Annotated in this window: 14 protein-coding genes; 4 read left to right on the top strand and 10 right to left on the bottom strand. The window is 68.9% G+C overall.

What is annotated here, in order from left to right; genetic code table 11:
- Positions 1–55 precede the first annotated feature (55 nt).
- From AB0M14_RS12955 to AB0M14_RS12945, 3 genes are all read left to right on the top strand, one after another.
- Positions 56–3,379 (top strand): DUF4132 domain-containing protein, encoded by a 3,324-nt coding sequence (locus AB0M14_RS12955; RefSeq protein WP_364993199.1) that lies wholly within the window; start codon positions 56–58, stop codon positions 3,377–3,379.
- Positions 3,380–3,464: 85 nt separating this feature from the next.
- Positions 3,465–6,494 carry a DUF4132 domain-containing protein gene (locus AB0M14_RS12950; protein WP_364993196.1) on the top strand — a complete coding sequence of 1,010 codons (3,030 nt, stop codon included), beginning with the start codon at positions 3,465–3,467 and terminating at the stop codon, positions 6,492–6,494.
- Positions 6,495–6,548: 54 nt separating this feature from the next.
- Positions 6,549–7,223, top strand: coding sequence for a PhzF family phenazine biosynthesis protein (locus AB0M14_RS12945; protein WP_364993193.1), 675 nt, complete (start codon positions 6,549–6,551; stop codon positions 7,221–7,223).
- Positions 7,224–7,253: 30 nt separating this feature from the next.
- Here AB0M14_RS12945 and AB0M14_RS12940 read toward each other — a convergent pair whose 3' ends face one another.
- From AB0M14_RS12940 to AB0M14_RS12900, 9 genes are all read right to left on the bottom strand, one after another.
- Complete coding sequence (locus tag AB0M14_RS12940) at positions 7,254–7,922, bottom strand: DUF3618 domain-containing protein (RefSeq protein WP_364993191.1); 669 nt, start codon at positions 7,920–7,922, stop codon at positions 7,254–7,256.
- On the bottom strand, positions 7,919–8,332 hold the full coding sequence (locus tag AB0M14_RS12935) for a phage holin family protein (protein ID WP_364993187.1): 414 nt from the start codon (positions 8,330–8,332) through the stop codon (positions 7,919–7,921). Before AB0M14_RS12935 ends, AB0M14_RS12940 begins: the two co-directional genes overlap by 4 nt.
- Positions 8,333–8,394: 62 nt before the next feature.
- Positions 8,395–9,057, bottom strand: a complete 663-nt coding sequence (locus tag AB0M14_RS12930) for a DUF5134 domain-containing protein (RefSeq protein WP_364993184.1) — start codon at positions 9,055–9,057, stop codon at positions 8,395–8,397.
- A 248-nt stretch (positions 9,058–9,305) separates the two neighbouring features.
- Complete coding sequence (locus tag AB0M14_RS12925) at positions 9,306–11,129, bottom strand: hypothetical protein (RefSeq protein ID WP_364993181.1); 1,824 nt, start codon at positions 11,127–11,129, stop codon at positions 9,306–9,308.
- 16 nt (positions 11,130–11,145) lie between these two features.
- On the bottom strand, positions 11,146–12,204 hold the full coding sequence (locus AB0M14_RS12920; RefSeq protein WP_364993179.1) for a MoxR family ATPase: 1,059 nt from the start codon (positions 12,202–12,204) through the stop codon (positions 11,146–11,148).
- A gap of 81 nt (positions 12,205–12,285) precedes the next feature.
- The gene (locus tag AB0M14_RS12915) at positions 12,286–13,326 is read right to left on the bottom strand and encodes an AraC family transcriptional regulator ligand-binding domain-containing protein (protein ID WP_364993175.1); all 1,041 of its coding nucleotides are present in this window, start codon (positions 13,324–13,326) and stop codon (positions 12,286–12,288) included.
- Between the two features lie 61 nt (positions 13,327–13,387).
- On the bottom strand, positions 13,388–14,428 hold the full coding sequence (locus AB0M14_RS12910; RefSeq protein WP_364993171.1) for an AraC family transcriptional regulator: 1,041 nt from the start codon (positions 14,426–14,428) through the stop codon (positions 13,388–13,390).
- 66 nt (positions 14,429–14,494) lie between these two features.
- On the bottom strand, positions 14,495–15,532 hold the full coding sequence (locus AB0M14_RS12905) for an AraC family transcriptional regulator ligand-binding domain-containing protein (RefSeq protein WP_364993165.1): 1,038 nt from the start codon (positions 15,530–15,532) through the stop codon (positions 14,495–14,497).
- Between the two features lie 113 nt (positions 15,533–15,645).
- Positions 15,646–16,683 (bottom strand): AraC family transcriptional regulator ligand-binding domain-containing protein, encoded by a 1,038-nt coding sequence (locus AB0M14_RS12900; RefSeq protein ID WP_364993161.1) that lies wholly within the window; start codon positions 16,681–16,683, stop codon positions 15,646–15,648.
- Positions 16,684–17,000: 317 nt separating this feature from the next.
- On the opposite strand from AB0M14_RS12900, the gene AB0M14_RS12895 reads away from it, so the two are divergent.
- Positions 17,001–17,729, top strand: a complete 729-nt coding sequence (locus AB0M14_RS12895; protein ID WP_364993158.1) for an SDR family NAD(P)-dependent oxidoreductase — start codon at positions 17,001–17,003, stop codon at positions 17,727–17,729.
- Positions 17,730–17,733: 4 nt separating this feature from the next.
- Here the strand turns inward: AB0M14_RS12895 and AB0M14_RS12890 are convergent, their stop codons facing one another.
- Positions 17,734–19,365, bottom strand: a complete 1,632-nt coding sequence (locus AB0M14_RS12890; RefSeq protein ID WP_364993154.1) for an acyl-CoA synthetase — start codon at positions 19,363–19,365, stop codon at positions 17,734–17,736.
- Positions 19,366–19,477 lie beyond the last annotated feature (112 nt).

Here is a 19,477-nt window from a genome sequence, read left to right as displayed (position 1 = left end):
CCGGAGTCGTTTTCGTGGCCGACGGTTGTCGGACACCCTGGTTAGCCTGTTCCCCATGTCCGTCGAGACGTTGTCCCGCCCTGATCAAGAATGGGCCGTTCCCGCTGCCTGGCAGTCGAAGACCGAGCCCTTCCGCGGCCGCTCCGGCAAGCCCGCCGCGCTCGATCACGCAGCGGCGCAAGCCGTGCTGGCGCAGCTCACCGATTCCCCGACGCAGGTGGGCGCGGCGCTGTTGCATCCGGGCTCGCATCCGTCGCTGGTTCAGCGCGGTGCGGAGTATCTGGGCGCGCCCGCCGCGAGCACCGATCCGATCGGCGCGGCGGTGTGCCTGGCGATCGGCTCCTACCGCCGGGTGCCCTCGTCGGTACACGCCTGGGAACACCGCGGGGTGCTGGGCGAATCCGAGGACCTAGCCGACTATCTGGTGCACACCCACGGTCTCGCCTTCGCGGTGGCCGCGACGGCGGGGCTCACCGGCATCCGCAGCGATTTCCAGGAAGTGGTAGCGAGCAGCCAGGATTGGCGAAAGAACCCGGTGAACTTCCTCGTCAAGCCGTCGCGAAAGGCCAAGCCCCCCACGGGATTGATGCGCCGGCTGCGGGCGCTGCTGGCGGCGGCCGACGATGCCGAGTACGCCGGTGCGGTGGCCGCCACCGCTCGGTTGCGCGCCCGCGCCACCTTGCCGATCCGGCTGCTCACCTCGTATCTGCTTCCCACCGAACAACACTGGGTGACAGCCGATCTCCTCGACGACCAGATCCGGGCCGGGCAGCGCGGCCCGTTGTGGTTGCTGGCGTCGGTCACCGAGGAAGCGCAGGCCCACCGCGTGCTCGACCTGCTCGACCACACCAACTGGCGCGTGCTCGGCGACCGTCCGCAACTGGTGTATTCCCTTGCCGCGCATCTCGGTCCGGCGGCCGCGCGCCCACTCGAGCGGATCTGGAACGGGCGCTACGGCCAGACGAACGGGCCGGCGGAGAACACGCTGGCCCGCATCATGTCGCACCTGCCCGCCGATCACGCCTTCCACGTGCTGATGCAGCACTCCTACATGCAGGGCACGGCGTCGGCCCTGTTCGCCGCCGCCGACCGATTCCCCGCGCGGGCGTTGCGGGTCTTCGCCGCCGACGCGGCGGGCCGGCCGCGGGAGTTCCGCGCGCACGTGCTCCGCCATCCCGAGCTCGCGACCGAGCTGGCCGGCACCTTGCCGGAAGCCGCGCAACAGGTCATCGCCGCACTCCTGGCACGCGATCGCTCGAATTCGGCGGCGGCGGAGGCGGATATCCCCGCGATTCTGCGGGATCCGCCGTGGGATCGCCCGCGCGGCAAGGAGATCGCCGTGACCGGGCTACAAGTTCCGACGGGAGTGGCGGTGGCGTGGCGACCCGAGGAGCGCGAGCGAGCACTGGCCGACCGCACTCCGATCGAGCCCGCTCAGCTGCGCAAGCAACTCGACGTCATCGCGGCGAATCCCGCGATCTACTCCGCGCAGCTGGGCACGCTGGCCTGGGCCGAACCCGCGGAGGCCGAACGGCTGCTGCGTGTCTGCCGAATGGAATGGTGCTGGGATCAACGCGACCTCTTCGCGCTGATCGCGGCGCACGGGGCCGCGACGCACGACCTTGTCGTGGATTTGCTGAGCAAGGATCCCCGCGAGAACGCGGTTGCCATCGCGCCTTTCGAGAGCGCGGAGGTCGCCGCGCTGGTCAGCGGCTGGTTGTCGCTGGTGTCCCGCCGCAAGATCGCGATCGACTGGCTGCGCCGTCATCCCGCCTACGCGGCACGGGCTTTCATCCCCGGCGCGGTCGGCAAGGGACGAAAACTGCGGCGCACCCATGGCGCGGCGTTGCGCGCCCTCGCCCTGCTCGGACATTCCGACGAAATCCACACCGCGGCAGCGGAGTACAAAGCCGAGGCGGCGGTCCGGGACGTCCTCGGCACCGATCCGGCCGACGTGGTGCCCGCCCGGATTCCGGAGCATCCGCGCTGGCTGTCGGTGGCCGCGCTGCCGTCGATTCAGCTGGAAGCCGGTGGCGCGCTGCCCGACCAGGCGGTCACGAATCTGCTCACCCTGGTCATGTTGTCGGATCCCGGTGCGCCGCATGCCGGTTTGATTCCGGTGCGGGCGGCGTGCACCGCCGACAGCCTCGCCGCCTTCGCCGGGGCCGTCCACGACGAGTGGAAGGCGGCGGGCGGACCTCGGCGCGACGGCTGGGTGTGGGACATGCTGGGCTTCTTCGGGAACGACACGACGATCAAGTTGCTGGTATCGCGGGTGTGGGCCAACGAAGCCCGCGATCGAGCGCTGGACACGCTCGTCGCCCTCGGCAGCCACGCCGCGCTGCTGGCCTTGCGCGACCTGAGCGAGAAGGCCGACAAGTCCGCGGTCCGCGATTCCGCGCGGTCCCGGATCACCGATGTGGCGGAGGTTCTGGGACTCACACCCGATCAGCTGGCCGATCGCCTGGTACCCGATCTCGGGTTGCGGGCCGACGGAACGGCGCTGCTCGATTTCGGACCGCGGCAATTCACCGTCGATTTCGACGAACAACTCCGGACCGTGCTCATCCGTGGTGACGGCACCGTGGTGAAAGCTCTGCCGAAGCCGGGAAAGAACGACGATCGGCCACTGGCCACCGCGGCGATCGCCACTTATCGCCAGCTCCGCAAAGACGTCAAACGTTTCGCCGCCGACCAGATCCGGCGGCTGGAACGCGCGATGGTCACCGAACGGCGTTTCTCGGTCGAGGAACTACGCGACGAATACCTCGGACACCCGCTGCGCCGGCATCTCACCCGCCGCCTGATCTGGGCGGAGTTCCGCGACGATCGGCTGGTGACGTCGTTCCGTATCGCCGAGGACGACTCCTTCGCCGACGCCGCCGACAACGCCCTGACTCTCGCCGAGGACGCCGTGCTCGGCATCGCCCATCCCGTGCACCTGGGGCCGGATCTGATCGCGGCGTGGTCCGAGGTGCTCACCGATTATGAACTGCTGCAACCATTTTCACAGATCGACCGGGAAGTCCACGTACTCGACGCGGCACTGCTGGACGAACCCCGGCTGGCCCAGGCGATCGGCATCGAGATCCCGATCGGCCGCCTGTTCGGTCTGGCCGGGCGCGGCTGGACGCCCATGGAACGCGGCGGCGGCCCCAGCAACAGCTTCGACAAACCGCTGCCCGGCAATCGCCAGTTCAGCATCAGCGTCGATCCAGGCTTCGAGCTATTCGAAACCCCGCCCCCGGTACACACCTTGAGCTGGAATTACCTCTCGGGCCCGCGCGGCGCGGGTGGTGCCCCTACCTTCCGCGCTCTGGGTCCACTCACCACCTCCGAGATCTTGCGGGACCTCGCATGGTTGGGCGGACCGCGCTGACGGCGACAGTGTCGGTGGGTTTCGCTAGCGTGAGGGCAGTCGCCGATCAGGAGGTTCGGCGGATCGCGTAGTGGGGGAATTTCCGATGACATTCGTTGTGTTCGAGGCAGAGCCCGAGGCCACCGAGGTACCGCGGCAATGGTGGGCCAAAGCAGAGCCGTTCCGGGGGTTGGGGCCCGACCGGCGGTGCGAGGTCGACGCCGCGGCGGTGGCGAGGTTCGAGGCGCGGCTGCGGGATATCGACGAGCACGTGCAAGCCGTGCTGAACAAGCGGGGCACCGATCCGCGGCTCGCCGAGCTGGGGCGCGCCTATCTGGCGTCGCCCGAGGACGCCACGCCGCAGGAGGCGGCCGTGATCGGCCTGATCCTGCTGTGGTCGGTTTTCCATGATTTCGGGGCGGAGCTGGCCGATTACCTGGTCAGCAAGCATGATTCGGCCTTTGCCGCGGCGACGATGGTCGCGATGTCGGAGTTGTCCCTCGGCGACCCGCGCCGTCCCGGCATGACCTGGTCGTCGTGGGTGGGCGAGCTCAGCATCTGGCGCGAACCCACCTCCAGCACAGGCTATTTGACGCAGGCCGCGATGCGGCGGATGCGCGCGCTGCTGGCGGCCGCACCACAGGCAGAGTACGACGCGACTCGCGCTCGGCTCGCGACCATGCGCACCGGTGCGTGGCCGGCGAATCTCGCCTCGACCTTCCTGCTGCCGACCGAACAGGATTGGCTGGCAAGCGATCTCGCGATGCTTTCCGGATCCGCGCGCAGCGCGCCCCAGGAAATCGCGGTCACCCGGCTGCTGGCCTGCGTGCGGACTCCGGACCAGGCGGACGCCGTCATCGCCATGATCCGCCCCAGCCAGATCAGCTTCCGGCCCGAACTCATCCACAGTCTCGGCGTACAGCTCGGCCTCGACAGCCCCGGTGTCCTGGTGCGCGTCTACCGGCGGGTCGCGGAGGCGAAACCACGTCGCCGGGTAGTGACGATGTTGCAGCAACTCGACATTCAGGAGGCACTGACCGCTCTCCTCGACTTGCAGGGCGGGCCTTACATCCTGCCCGCGATTCTCGATGTCGCCGCTCGGACGCCGCGCCGCGCGCTCTGGGTCTTCGGCGTCCGGAACGATTCGGAGCTGTTCCGCGATCACATCCGCCGCCACCCCGAGGTGGCCCGCGCGGCGGCCGAATGCGTTCTCCCGCAGCAGATGGGCGAGGTGCTGAACGCGGAGCTGGCCACCCTCACCCGGAGCAATGTGGCGCCCGAAGAACTGGTGCCCGAGCTCCTGCGCACCCCGCCGTGGCTGCGCCCGAAGTCCAAGCCGCAGGTGGTCACCGGACTCGAGCCGCCGGCCGAGCTGCTGCGCGAGTGGTACAGCTACCCCAGCTTGGACCCGGGCTTGGTCCGCCTGGCCAGCCCGCACATGCTCCGCCTGGCGATGCGGGCACTCGAACGACGAACGCTGCGCGCCACCGCCTTCGAGTGGTTCCGCATCCACCACGAGTTCGCCGTGCCGCTGCTGATCCCGACGGCGGTGGGTAAACCCGGACGGGATCGCAAGGACGCGGGGAACGCACTGCGGGTTCTGGTGGAAATCGGATTCCGTGACGAAATAGTGGCCACTGCCACGGAATACGGCGGCCCCGCACTGTCGGCGGTACGGGCGGTGCTCGACACCGACCTGTCGACCGTGCTGCCCGCGCGGGTGCCGAGCCTGCCCGAGTGGCTCGCCCTGACCACCCTGCCGCCCATCGTGCTCGCCGAGAGCACGCACAGCTTGCCGCTGCCCGCTGTCGGCACCGTGATCACCATGGCGATGCTGTCCCAGCCCGGTGTGCCGTATTCCCCTCTGGCCCAGGTCAAATCGTTGTGCGAGCCCGCCTCGCTCGCGGCCGCCATGTGGGAGGTGCACGAGCAGTGGCGGCGAGCCGGCGCGCACACCAGGGACGCGTGGGTATGGGAAGCGCTCGGCGGGCTCGGCGACGACAGCACCGTGCAGCAGTTGCTCGACCTGATTCGTGCCGACTCCGCCGACGCACGAGCCGTCAGCGCGCTGGACGCGCTGGTGGCGATCGGATCCGACGCCGCGCTGCTCGCGTTGAAAACGGTCAGCGAGAAGGTGAAAACCTCCCGCGTGCGCGAAGGCGCCCGCGATCGCGTGACCGCGATCGCGGAGGGCCTCGGACTGTCTCCCGACCAGCTGGCCGACCGTCTCGTCCCCGACCTCGGCCTGCGCCCCGACGGGACCACGCTCCTCGATTTCGGTCCGCGCCAGTTCGTGGTCGCTCTCGACGAACAACTCCGCGCCACCGTCCGCACGCTCGACGGCACTCCCCGCGCCACCCTGCCGAAACCGTCCGCGAGCGACGACCCGGATCTGGCCGCCGCCGCGGCCACCGCTTTCCGCAAGCTGAAGAAGAACGCCGTCGCCCTCGGCGCCGACCAGATCACCCGCCTGGAACGCGCGATGCTCACCGGCCGCCGCTTCAGCCTCGACGAGCTCCGCACGCTGTTCATCGATCACCCGTTGCGCCGCACCCTCACTCGCCGCATCGTCTGGGCTGTCTACGACGGCGATGCCTTGCGCACCGCCTTCCGCGTCGCCGAGGACAGCACTTTCGCCGACCTCTCCGACAACGAACTCCACCTGCCCGCCACCGCCGCCATCGGCGTCGCCCATCCCCTCGAGCTCGGAGCCGCCACCCCCGGCTGGACCAGCCTCTTCGCCGACTACGAACTCCTGCAACCTTTTCCGCAACTCGCCCGGGCCGTCTACACCGCCCCGGAGCTGGCCGGCGCCTCGACGATCACGAAGTTCCTCGGCGTCGAAGTCGAAAGCACGCGCATCCTCGGCCTCCCGCGCCGGGGCTGGGACCGGCCCGACGCCGAGGACGGGGGCCGCTACTACTACTTCACCAAACCCCTCCCGGCGGACAACACCTTCGTCCTTACCGTCACCCCGATCATGCATGCCGGTTTCCCCACCGACCCCCTGGTCCGCACCATCGAATCCGCGGGCCTCCAATCTCGCACCAGCCGGCCGCCTACCTTCGCCGACCTCGGCCCGATCACCACCTCCGAGATCCTCCGCGACCTGACCTGGCTCTCCGACATCCGGTAACCAGCTGCCGGTAGGCTCCGGAGTTGAGGGGTGCACCGGGAGGAAGTGGAGGCTATGGGCGTTCGAGTCGAGGTCGTGCGGGTGTTCACCGATTCCACGGGCCGGTTCGGCAACGAGCTGGGGCTGGCCCGGGCGGCCGAGGTCGACGAGGTGGATCGGCAGGCGCTGGCCGCCAAAGCGGGGTACAGCGAGACCGTGTTCCTCGAAGAGCCCGTCGACGGAGTCGCGAAGGTCCGGATCTTCACCCCCGCCGTAGAGCTTCCCTTCGCCGGGCACCCGTCGGTCGGCACCGCGTGGTGGTTCGGGCAGCAGGGGACGCCGGTGCAGGCGCTGGCCGTACCCGCCGGAGCGCTGCCGGTCGAGTACGCCGACACCCTCACCTGGATCACCGCGCGCGGCGAATGGGCGCCCGATTTCGCCTTCCACGAGGTCGACGACGCCGAGGAGCTGGCGTCCCTGCACCCCGACGAGTTCGCGGCCGGCCAGCACTATTTCTGGACCTGGACCGACGAGCACCGCGGCCACCTGCGCTCCCGAATGTTCGCCCCGGACATGGGCATCGCCGAAGACGAGGCCACCGGCGCGGCCGCGGTCGCCATCACCGCGCGCCTGCGCCGCGGCCTGTCCATCACCCAGGGCGCGGGTTCCCAGATCTTCACCGAATGGGACTCCGACGGCTGGGTCCGGCTGGGCGGCCGCGTCGTCTCCGACACCGTCGTCGACCTGTAGCGCACACCGCCCGGGCCGACGCCGGTCGGGCTAGCGCTGCTGCCTGCGGCGCAGGATGAGCCAGACGATCAGCGCCGCGAGGACCGCGGCCGCCCCGACCGGAGCGGCCGGTCGGCGGCGGGCATAGTCGGCGGCTTGCTTACCGCGTTCGACCACCGGGTCCGGGGTGGCGGCCTCAGCCTTTTCGGTCAGCTGACGGACCTGGGCTTTCGCCTGCTCGGTCTTCTCCTCCACCGCGATGCGCGCCTCGGCGGCTTGATGGCGGGCGGTTTCTCGCGTCGCGTTCGCCTGCTGCCGGACCGCTTCGGTGGCTTCGGCCGCCTTGACCCGGGTGGCTTCCTTGGCGTCAGTGGCCTTCTGGCTCGCTGCCGCTGTGGTTTCCACGGCCTTGACCTGAGCGGCTGCCTTCGCGTCCGCGGCCTTCACGCGCGCGGTTTCCTTGGCGTCCTTGGCTTTCGCGCGGGCGGCGTCCGCGGTTTCCGCGGCTTTCTGGCGGGCGTTGTCCTTCACCTCGGCGGCCTTGCGCTGCGCGTTGGCTTTTACGTCGAGCTTGTCGGTGAGTTCGGAGACGGTCTGTCCCAGCTCTTCCCGGGTCTGGTCGCGGTCGGCGCGAACGGCTTCGGCGTCCTTCGGGACGCTGACCGCCGGTGCGGCCGGAGTGGTTTCGGCTTCGCCGGCGTGCGGTCGTTTGTCGGTCATCGCTTGCTCCCGTCCTTGATACTTTCGATGTCGCGTCGCACGCCTGCCACCGCTTCCTCAGGCACCGGCGGCACCGCCTGCCGCACGTCGTTCTTGCCCAGCATCGCGAGTACCGCGCCGGCGGTCAGCAACGCCACGCCGACGATCAAGGCGGCGGCCCATCCGTTCAGCGGAATCGCGAGTGCGAAGATGAGCGCCGCGATCAGCGCGGCCCCACCGTAGAGGGCGAGCACGGCACCCGCGCCGGCCAGACCCGCGCCCCGCCCGACCCGTTTGCCCTTGCTCTGCAATTCGAGCTTGGCCAACTGGATCTCATCGCGGATCAACCGGCTCATCTGGTCGGTGGCATCGTTGACCAGTTCGGCGACCGACCGTCGTTCGGCCGGTGGCACACTCTGTGTCTCCGTCATGGTTGGTACCTCCCAATCGACGGCCGGGTACCCGGCGTCGACCCGGGCAAACGCGCCACCGTTCAGGTGAGGACCGCGCCGATCAACATGTAGGCGGTGCCCAGGTCCATCACGACATGCGGCACCAGCGCCGAGGAGAGCGCCGAGCCGGCCGGATGCCCGAGCCAATGCCGGCCGCCGGTCACGACGACCGCGAGCGCGTCCAGCAGGAACAGCGCCGCGAGCCCGTACGCGAGCGCCGGGGCGGGCCCACTGTGCCCGGCCGCGGAATGTCCCGACATCGCGTACAGCATGGCCCCGGCGGCCAGCAGGTGGTAGCCGATCGCCACGATCTGATCTCGGGAACCGTTGCGCCACTCCATGATTCGACTGACCATCAGCGCGCCGAACACCACCGCCATCGCGACCAGTACGCCGCGCAGCGCCGCCGGATCGGCAGTCGACGGGAACACCAGCATCGCGAGCATGACCAGGCACATGAGCAGGTGCGCGGCATCGGACTCCTGATGCGCCGCTTCCCGTCGCCGTCCGTCCCGGGCTACTACCCGCTCGGCCCCGAACTCGCTGCCGCGCACCGAATTCCCTGTCGTAAGCCACCCGCCACACATCCCCACGCCCCAGCGCGCCGGAGCAGCCAACCGGCCCACCACGATCACCGACGCCACCAAGAACGCACCCACGACCGACCACCGCAACGCGGCATATTCCTGCACGAAATGCGCCACACCCACCACCTCTCGTCGCAACGATCGAGGTCCCGCCCACCATGCTCGCACCTCGCCACCCCTTAGGGCACCCTTTCCCGGTAACCCGCCCCCGCCCTGACGTTTTCGCGCACCGCACCTCGGCACACCACCGTCGGGGCGGACCACAGTGCTTCGATCACCTCCTGATCGCCTCGTACTCACCCTCGTGCGATGCGTTTCCGCCGACGCGGTGCGTGCTGGCTGCGTCGGGACAGGTGGCGGGGTCGTCAACGCAGGCGGAAGACGGGACCTCGGGGGTGGAAGGGCAGGGCAGCGCCGTTGGGGATCAGGTAGGCGTGTTCGCGGCGTACGCGCAGAACATCGCATTGGGCGTCGGTGATGATGAGGATCGGGCCCTCGGGCGGAAAATCGTCGGCGCGTTCGAGCAGGCGGATACCGGGTTGCAGAATGGTGCCGCCGCGGCCTCGGACCCGCGCGCCCTGGGCGATCTCGTCGACGGGGAGGTAACCGGCGTCGTAGGCGGCGGCATCGCAGTAGACGACGCGGGCGCGCGGGACATCGCGGGCGGTGGCGTAGGAGGCGATGGCGCCCAGCGCTTTTCCGAGGAGCTGGGTGTCCATGGAGCCGGAGGTGTCCAGCACGACGCCGAAGGTGGGGAGGCGGACGTTTTCCTCCGGGCGCACCCAGGCCGGGCGCGGGATGCCGGGGGTGGCGGCTTGGCGGCGGGAGGCGCGGGCGTAGCTGCGTTTCTTGTCTACGGCCGGGATGTGCTCGTCGAACCAGCGGGCGAGGGCGGCGTCCCAGGGCAGGGGCGGGTGGTCGAGGGCCCGGATCGCCTGCTCCAAACCGGCCGGTACGTAACCCCGTCCGCTGTTCTGGTGGTAGGCGAGACCGGTGACGAGGGCGTTGCGGTAGTACTCGTCGAGGTCGATGTAGCGTCCGGCGCTGCCGGGGTGCGGCAGCGGCTCGCCGAGGATGTCGCCGCGGCCCCGGCCGCGCAGCGTCGCGAGTTTGCGCAGGCGGCGCAGGTCGGTGGCGATCCGGTCGTAGACCTCCTCCGCGGAGCAGCCTTTCAGGTCCGGGTCGTAGAGCAGACCTTCCGGCATGACGCCGACGTTCATCTCCACCAGCCACCCGTTGACCACGTAGTCGCAGGCGATATTGAACAGGTAGGGGTCCCGCCAGTTCGTCCGCTCGCCGTGCCGCAGGGCGGCGTGCAGCATTTCGTGGGCGAGCACGAATCGCCACTGCTCGGTGTCGAATCCGACGAGCGGGTTGATATAGATCTCCGCCGCTTCGGCGTTGACGGCGGCGATCGAAATGTGCCAGCCGCGAGCGATATCGGTGTCGGCGACGATCGTCATTCCAGCCGCCAGCGCACCCAGCAGCGGGTACGAGGACACGAACCAGCTCAGCGCCTGATCCCAGGGGTGCTGTGAGCGCAGCACCCCGTCGACCCGCTGGCCGCTGGCCGTTTCCAGCGCGGCCCGCGCCGCGTCACTGATCCCGGCGGCGAAGCGGGCCGGGTAGTCGGCGTCCTTGGCCGCCTCGATTCCGCTGATCACGAAGTCGGGCGGCTCCGCTCGCCGATAATCGGCGGGCACGCCGGTGTCACGCCAGCGCGCGGCGGTCTCGTGCTCGTCCGACATGTTCGGCGCGACGGGAAAATCCAGCGGCCGCCGGCCGATCTTCATGGTCGCCAGATATTGGTCGACCACCGCGCAGCAGGCGGCCCGATAGGCGGGATGCGGCTCCGCCTGGTCGGTGTCCCCGGTGCGGCTCCGGCTGGTCGCGGCAACGATGTTGCCCGGCCCGGTCGTCCGCGGATCCAGGTGGCCGAAGCCGGCGTGCAACAGGCAGTGCGCGAACGCCCACGCCCACTCCGCCGCCTCCGCCCTTCGTTTCGGGTGATAGCCGATACCGCCGCCGGAGATGTGCGCCCATACCTCGCGCGGAGTGTTCTCGTCGAGTTCGTAGCAATACCTGGGCAGATGCCGGAATGCCAAGTGCGACATGGCCAGCTGCCAGCCGTCGGCGACCGCCTGCTGCCACGGATCCAGCTGACCGGACTGCTTACGCCGCCGGGTCATCAGAATCTCCCCACTCTCACCGCCGCGCCGCCAAGCGCGGCAGATCGCGGCTTACTTCGATGAGGAACCACGACGGCAGCACCGGCACGCCGTTGTCGTCGGAGGCGATCACCAATTGCGCGCACTCCACCGAGATTTCGGCCAATTCGATCAGCATCGCCTTGGCGCGCAGCACGAACCGCTTGACCGCGGGCGAAACATGTTCGCGCGCACCGGGAAGCTCTTTGATCAGCCGCGCCCGGAACGCTTCGGACAGGAAGTACAGCAGATCCCGATCCCCGGGTTCCCGCGGCCACAGCGCCTCGCCCTTGAGCACGGCCTCCAGGTCGTAGGCGTGCCGGATGGTCTTGACGAACGCCCGGAATCCGGAGGCGTGCCCGGCGGTGAGCGTCCCCGAGGACAACACCTCGAGCATGGTGTCGTCGAGATCGTCACCGCAGGAGTGCAGCGCGTCGGAGAGCATGTGCCATCCGCGCGGGGTGGAGAACGGCGCCTCGGTCTTGGGCGGCTTGGACCACAGGTGGTCCGGACGCTGGGTCAGGTAGCGCACGATCCAGGGGTGGATGTCGTTGAGCGCGGCCCATTTCAGCCAGTCGTCCACATCGGCGCGCAGATGCAGGTGCACCAGGCGGTTGACCAGGGCCGAAGCCATCGGACGGGCGAGCGCGTTGTCGGTGGCCCGGTTGCCGGCGCCGATCACCACCGAACCGGCGGGCAGTTCGTAGGTGCCGATACGGCGGTCCAGGATCAGCGAGTAGAACGACTTCTGCACCTCGGGCGAGGCGGCGTTCAACTCGTCCAGGAACAGGCAGTACGGTTCGGGCCGCGCGATCAGTTCCGGCGGCGCGAACCGGCTGCGGTCGCCGACGATCTGCGGCACACCGATCAGATCCTCCGGCGCGAGCTGCGTGCCCAGCAGCGTGACGCATTCCAGCCCGAGTGATTCCGCGAAGGCCCGCACCAGCGAACTCTTCCCGATACCCGGTGCACCCCACAGGAATACCGGGCGCACCACGGCGACATGCAACAGCAACTCCGGCAGCTGGTCCGGGGTCACCGTGACCGTTGCCTCCATCCTTCTCCTCCCCCGTTCGACGTTTCGGGAGAGTACCCGCGGCGGCAACCGCCCTGCCAGCGATTTACCTGGCCCTACGGACTACCGGGCGGCGGTGTGCTGGGGCGGATGCACCGCGAATGTGCGCGCGAAGCGACCGGGCGAGACCCCGCGCCACTGCTTGAACGCGTTCGAAAAGCTCGGCGCGCCCGCGTAACCCATCCGGAAGGCGACGTCCTCGACGGTGAGCCCGGTGGACAGCAGATCCTCGGCCAGGCTGCCGTAGGTTTCGGCGCACAGCTGCCGATAGGAGGTGCCTTCCTCGGCCAATCGGCGGCGCATGGTGCGCAAACTCATGTGCAGTCCGGCGGCCACGTCCTCCTGACTGACGCGCCCGTGCAGCCTGCGCATCAGTACCTCGCGCACCGCCCCGGCCACCCCTCGGTGTAAACCTCTGCGCTCCAGCAGTTCCGCGCATTCCCGGTCGAACAGCTGCGCGGTCAGCGGGCTCGACAAGGGCAGCGGCCGTTCCAGTCCGGCGCCGTCGAACACCAGCAGATGCGGATCGGAGCCTGGCACGCAAGCCACGCCCTGCGGCTCGAAGATCGGACGCAGCCGGGAGCACAATCCGCCCGCCACCTCGATCCGCAGCAGCGGTGGCGGCCCTTCGCCGATCATCGCGTAGTCCACCATCAGGCCGGTGGCGTCGCGTTCCATCAGGAATCCGCGCAAATCGGCGGGCACGTCGGTGTCGTCGTAGAACACCAGCACTTCCGCGCCGTCGGTGGCCTGCCACGCGCGACTGAACGAGGTCGTCAAACCGATGTACCGCACCGCCAGCGACAGCGCCGCTCGCAGGGTCGGGCTGCTCAGCACCGCCAGCCCGTACACGCCGTGCATCGTCAGCCGGTTGCGCAATCCGACCTCGATCCCGAGGCCCGGCGGATCACCGAGCCGCGTCACCAGATTGCGGATCAGCGTGAGTTCTTGCGCGGCGGCGACCTCGCCGGCCGGGTCGGCGAGCAATTGCTTGTCGATGCCGGTGCCGCGCAACAGATCCGCGGGCCCCAGACCATGTTCTTCCCCGACCTCGGCCACCACGACCGAGTTCAGCACCGAACGCCGCCACTCCCATTGGGCCACGCGTCCATAGTTCCCGGCTATGGCCGATGTTCGCAAGCTTTTGGCCGAACAACGCAAGCGGCTAGTGATGCACCGCGGACCGGTGACTCTGGGTGGCGACTTCGCGCGCGAACCGCCCGGGCGAAATCCCTCGCCACTGCTTGAAGGCGTTCGAAAACGCCGGTGCGCCCGAGTAACCCATGCGGTAGGCGACATCCTCGACGGTCAGCCCGGTGGACAGCAGATCCTCGGCCAGGCTGCCGTAGGTTTCGCTGCACAGCTGCCGGTAGGAGGTGCCTTCCTCGGCGAGGCGGCGGCGCATGGTGCGCAAGCTCAAATTCAACTGCGCGGCGACTTCCTCCTGGCTGACGCGGCCGTTCATCTGACGCATCAGGACCTCGCGCACCGACCCGGCCACACCCTTGTGTAAACCCCTGCGCTCCAGTAACTCCGCGCATTCCTTCTCGAAGTGCGCCGCGGTGAGCGGGCTGGCCATCGGCATCGGCCCAGTGAGTTCGGCGAGATTGAGGACCAGCCGATGCGGATCGTCCCGATCGAGCAAGGGCACCTCGACACTCTCGAAGACCGGCGCCATCCGAGCACTCAGCCCGCCCGCGAACTCGAGCCGCACCAGCGGCGGCTTGGCGCCCAGCACCAGCAGCCAATTGTTCAGCGCCGAGGCCATATCCCGTTCCAACAGGAACGCTCGCAGATCGCGGGGTACCTCGGTGTCGTCCAGGAAGATCGAGAATTCCGCGCCGTCGGTCTGCTGCCAGGCCCGGCCGAACGACGTCGTCAGCGCGGAGTAGCGCACCAGAATGCCGAGCGCCTCGAGCAAGGTCGGGCTGCTCAGCACCGCCAGGCCGTACACACCGTGCATGGTCAGACGCATCCGCAGCCCGGCCTCGACACCCAGCCCCGGCTGGTCGCCGAAGCGGGTGACCAGATTGCGGACCAGCGCGAGTTCCTGTGCGGCGGTGACCTCCCCGTCGGGCTCGGAGCAGACCGCGGGGTCGATTCCGGTGCCGCGCAGGATCTCCTCCCGGCCGACACCGTGTTCCTCAGCGACCTCGACGAGCACCACCGAGTTCGTCACCGCCCGCCGCCACTCCCAAGAGGACACGCGTCAATACTTCTCGCCCGTGGCCGCTATTCGCAAGGTTTTGGCCGAATTCAGGATGCGCCAAGCCTACTGGTGCACGGCGGGTCGCTGCCGATCGCCGAACGTGCGCGCGTAGCGGCCGGGCGGGACGCCGCGCCACTGCTTGAACGCGTTCGAGAAGCTCGGCGCGCCCGCATAACCCATGCGGTAGGCGACATCCTCGACGGTGAGGCCGGTGGCGAGCAGTTCCTCGGCGAGCGCGCCGTAGGTCTCCACACACAGCCTGCGGTAGGAGGTGCCCTCCTCGGAGAGCCGGCGGCGCATGGTGCGCAGGCTCATGTGCAGGCGTTCGGCCACGTCCTCCTGGGTGATGCGGCCGTTCATCTGACGCAGCAGCACCTCGCGCACGGAACCGGCCACGCCTTCGCACAGGCCGCGGCGCTGCAGCAGTTCGGCGCACTGCTCTTCGAACAGCAGCGCGCTCATGGGGCTCGCGTGCGGCATCGGCTTGTCGACGTCGCTGGTGTCGATCACCGCGATGGTCACGTCTTCGGCTGTGCCGCACGGGATATCGAAGTCGTCGAGCAGCGGCTTGATGCGCGGGAGCAGTTCGGGCAACAGTTCCCCGCGCTTGATCCGCGGCGGTTCGCCGTGCAGCAGGTACCAGTTGGTCAGCACCGCGGAGACATCGCGTTCGGCGAGGAAGTCACGCAGGTCGGCCGGCACGTCGCTGTCGTCGAAGTAGAGCCAGATCTCGTCACCGCGGTCGACGTGCCACAGTCGGGCGAAGGAGGTCATCAGGCTGATGTAGCGCAGGCCCACGTCGAGCGCGGAACGAATGGTGGGGCTGCTCAGAATCGCCATGCCGAGCACGCCGGTCGTGGTGACCCGGGTGCGCGCGCCCGCCTCGCAGCCGAGACCGGCCGGATCACCCAGCAGCGTCACGAGATTGCGCACCATGCCCAGTTCCTGGGCGGCCGTGATCTCCGCGCCGGGCGTCTTCAGCACCACCGGATCGATGCCGGTGTCACGCAGTAGGTCAGCGCGGGTCACATGGTGATCGTCGGCGACGTCGACGAGGATCGCCGCGTGCGCGACCGACCGCTGCCACTCCCATGAGGCCACACTTCATGATTTCGCGCGGCTGGCCGGGACACGCAAGTTTCTGGCCGGACATAGCAAGGACACGATGTCGTCCTCCTTGTCCGCATGTGCTGCGGCAGTGCGGCTTCCGGCGGTCAGCGGAGCATGGCGTGCGACCGCGCGCCGACCGCGTCGCGTGCGAAACGACCTGGTGAGATACCCCGCCATTGCTTGAACGCGTTCGAAAAGCTCGGCGCGCCCGAGTAACCCATCCGGAACGCGACATCCTCGACGGTGAGCCCGGTCGACAGCAGATCCTCGGCCAAGCTGCCATAGGTCTCGACACACAACTGCCGATAGGACGTGCCCTCCTCGGCAAGCCTGCGGCGCATCGTGCGCAGGCTCATGTTCAGACCGGCGGCCACGTCCTCCTGGGTGACGCGGCCGGTGATCCGGCGCATCAGCACTTCCCGCACCGATCCGGCCAGACCTTCGTGCAGGCCACGGCGTTCCAGCAGCGCCGCGCACTGCTCCTCGACCAGGATCGCCGTCATCGGATTCGCGAACGGCATCGGCTGGTCGAAGCCGGTGGCGTCGATCGTGGCGGTGTGCGGGCCGGTGCCGGCCAGGACCGGGATCTCGAAGTGGTCCTCCAGCAGTGGCCCGAGTCTGGCGCGCAGGCCGCCCGACAACTCGATGCGCAGTATCCGCGGCAGCGCGCCGATGGCCATCATCCAGTTGGTGAGAATCGCCGAGATCTCCCATTCCACCAAGAATCCACGCAGGTCCGCGGGTGCTTCCCGATCGTCGAGAGCGACAACCACTTCGTCCTCGCGGTAGGTGTGCGAGTAGTGCATGTACGACGACAACCGGTGATAGCGCACCGCCACGTCGAGTGCGGCGCGCACCGTCGGGCTGCTCACCAGCGCCAGCCCGAACGCGCCGTGCGCGGTGGCCGGACTCTGTAAGCCGGTTTCCAGGCCGAGCCCCGGCGGGTCGCCGAGCGCGGTCACGACATTGCGGATCAGTTCGAGCTCTTGGGACGCGCCGATTTCGGCGCCGGGCGTGCGGATCAGCTCCGCCGGAATACCGGTGCCGCGAACGCAATCGGCCGTCGAGAGGCCGTGCCGATGGGCGACGTCCGCGAGGATCGCCACGTTCGCCACGGACCGCTGCCGCTCCCCTGGGACCACGCCTCCATCGTGGTCGCGGATGGCCGGTTTCCGCAAGGCGTTGGCCGAACATCGCATGCGCTCGACGGCCGGCGACTCGGCAACTTTCCGCGAACCCGGCGGATCCGGTGGCCGAAGTTCGAAACTGTGGCCGGAAAGGTGTGGCCGAATATCGTAGAAACCTGGCCGAAACCCCTAACTACCAAGCGATTTCACCCCGAACCGGAGGTGGTTGACCGCTTTGCGCAAGGTCATGACCTGTAATCGCATGGCCACCGCGCGACAGCACGCCTAGCGTTGTAGCTATCGTCGAGCAGACCAAGGTAGGCGAAACCACCATGCCGAAAAAGACGCTTGCTGGAACACGAGTCGCGATCACCGGAGGCACCTACGGGATCGGTAAGGAGGCCGCGCTGGCCTTCTTGGCCGCGGGCGCGGAGGTCGCTATCGGCGACGCCGATCCGGGCAAGGTACGCGCGATCACCTCCCAACTGAACCGGGTGCACGGCGCCGACGTGGTCGGGCTACCGGTGGACGTCACCGACGGCGGCCGGTTCGCGGAATTCCTGGAGCACGCCGAACGCCGGCTGGGCGGACTCGATGTGGTGGTCAACGCCGCCGACGTCGGGCCGACCGGGACCTTCCTCACCGAATCGCAAGCCGAGTCCGATCGTCAGATCGATTGCAACCTGCGCGCGGTGATCACCGGATCCCGTTTGGCGGGAATCCGATTCGTCGAACAGGGACACGGTCACATCGTCAACATCGGCTCGGCCATCGGCGTCACCGCGTCCCTCGGGGCCGCGGTGTATTCCGCGACCAAGCACGCGGTGGTCGGGCTCGGCACGGCGTTGCATCGCGGGCTGGCCGAGCAGGGCGTCATCGTCAGCACCATCGCGCCCGGCTACGCGCCCGACCCCGAGGCGGTGGCCGACGCCATCGTCGATTGCGTCGAGCACCAGCGCGCCGGGCTGGTGGTCGTGCCGCCCAACGGCTGGTTTCGCACGGCGGTACCGGACCCCGTTCAGTTGAGGCACACGATGCGGCGGATGCTGGGAATGGTGTGAGGGACTACAGCTCGCGCAAGACGCGCTTGAGGACCTTGCCGGTGGGGTTGCGGGGCAGTTCATCGACGAACAGCACGTCTCGCGGGACCTTGAATCGGGCGAGGTTCTGCTTCACGTGCTCGCGCACCTCGTCTGCGGTGAGCGCATGACCCTCGCGCACAACGACAACCGCACGTAGCCGCTGGCCGTGCTTGGGGTCCTCGACGCCGAAGGCGGTGACCTCCTCGACGGCGGGGTGGGCGGCGAGGAGTTCCTCGATCTCGCCGGGGAAGACGTTCTCGCCGCCGGAGACGATCATGTCGTCGTCGCGGCCGTCGACGAAAAGCCTTCCGGCACGGTCGAAGTGGCCGACGTCGCCGGTCGACATGAGTTCGCCGATGCGGTCCTTGTCGCCGCCGCCGGTGTAGCCCTCGAACTGGTAGGTGTTGCCGACGAAGATGCGGCCGGTCCGGCCCGGCGGCAGTTCGAAACCGTTGGTGTCCAGGATCTTCACGGTGGTGCTCGGGGCCGGGGTGCCGACACAGCCGGGTTCCTCGGCGAGATCGGCGGGAGTGGCGATGGTCGCGTAGGCCACCTCGGTGGAGCCGTACACGTTGTAGACCACCGGGCCGAACGCTTCGGTGACGCGCTGGCACAGGTCCGCGCCCAGCTGCGAACCGGCGACGAAGATGATGCGCAGACGCGAAAGATTCTTTCCGGCACGCGATTCCGGCGGCAAGTCGACCAGCCGCTGCAACATCACCGGCACCGCGACCAGGGCCGTCGCGCCGTTCTCGTGCAGGCTGTCGAGCACGGCCTGCGGGTCGAATCGGCGGCGGATCACCAGCGTGGAACCGAATCCGACCGCCATCATCACGTGCGCGAACCCGAGCGTATGGAACAGGGGCGCAGGGCATTCGGTGATTTCCCGGGCCCGGAACGGCACCCGCCCGAGGATCGCGCCCAGCGGGGCGAGCGAACTCGGCTCGCTGCGCGGCGCGCCCTTCGGAGTGCCGGTGGTGCCGCTGGTCAGCAGGATGATCCGGGCCGACGTAGTGGCGCGCCGGGGCGCCGAGCGGGACCCGCTCGCGATCAGGTTGTCCAAGGTGTCGACGCCGGGTTGGTCGGTCCAAGCCCGGTAGCGACCGCGCCGCGGTTCGAGATCGCCCAGGATGCCGGCGTATTCGTCGTCGTAGACCAGCAGATCGACACCCTCGCGAGTGGCCACCTCACGCAGCTGCGGCCCCGCGAAATCGGTGTTCAGCAACACGATTCGAGCCCCGCACTTGGCCGCGGCGAACACCGCGTAATGGAACCCGCGATGGTTGCGAGCCAGGATCGCGACCCCTTCGCCGTCCCGCAACCCTCGCGCCCGCCACGCGTTCGCCAAAGCCGTTGTGCGCTCGTCGAGTTCCCGGAACGTCACCGAGCCGAGTTCATCGATGAGGGCCGCGCGGTCCCGGTAACGCTGCGCGGCGACGGTGACCAGCCCGCCCATCATCCCCGAACGCACCACCGCCGCACCCATTTTCGCGAGCCGGTCCGGCCGCTCGGGTGTCACGAGCCCGGCGCGCACCGCCAGCGAGGCGTAATACGCCTCGTCGGCCACCCGGCGCAGCGCGCCCACCGCCGTACCGATCGGGTTGGCGAGCTTCATCACCGAGCCCCCTCCTCTGCTCTCCGCGGCCGCCCTGAAGGCATGTGACCTCACAGTAAGGTCTGTCACATCGATCCGTCGACCGAATGCCCGCGCGCGACCCGCCGCATCG

It is taken from the genome of Nocardia sp. NPDC051832 (assembly GCF_040681285.1).
GTDB lineage: Bacteria > Actinomycetota > Actinomycetes > Mycobacteriales > Mycobacteriaceae > Nocardia.
Note: the sequence above shows the minus strand (reverse complement) of the source record. Positions and strands in the feature narration are given on the sequence as shown.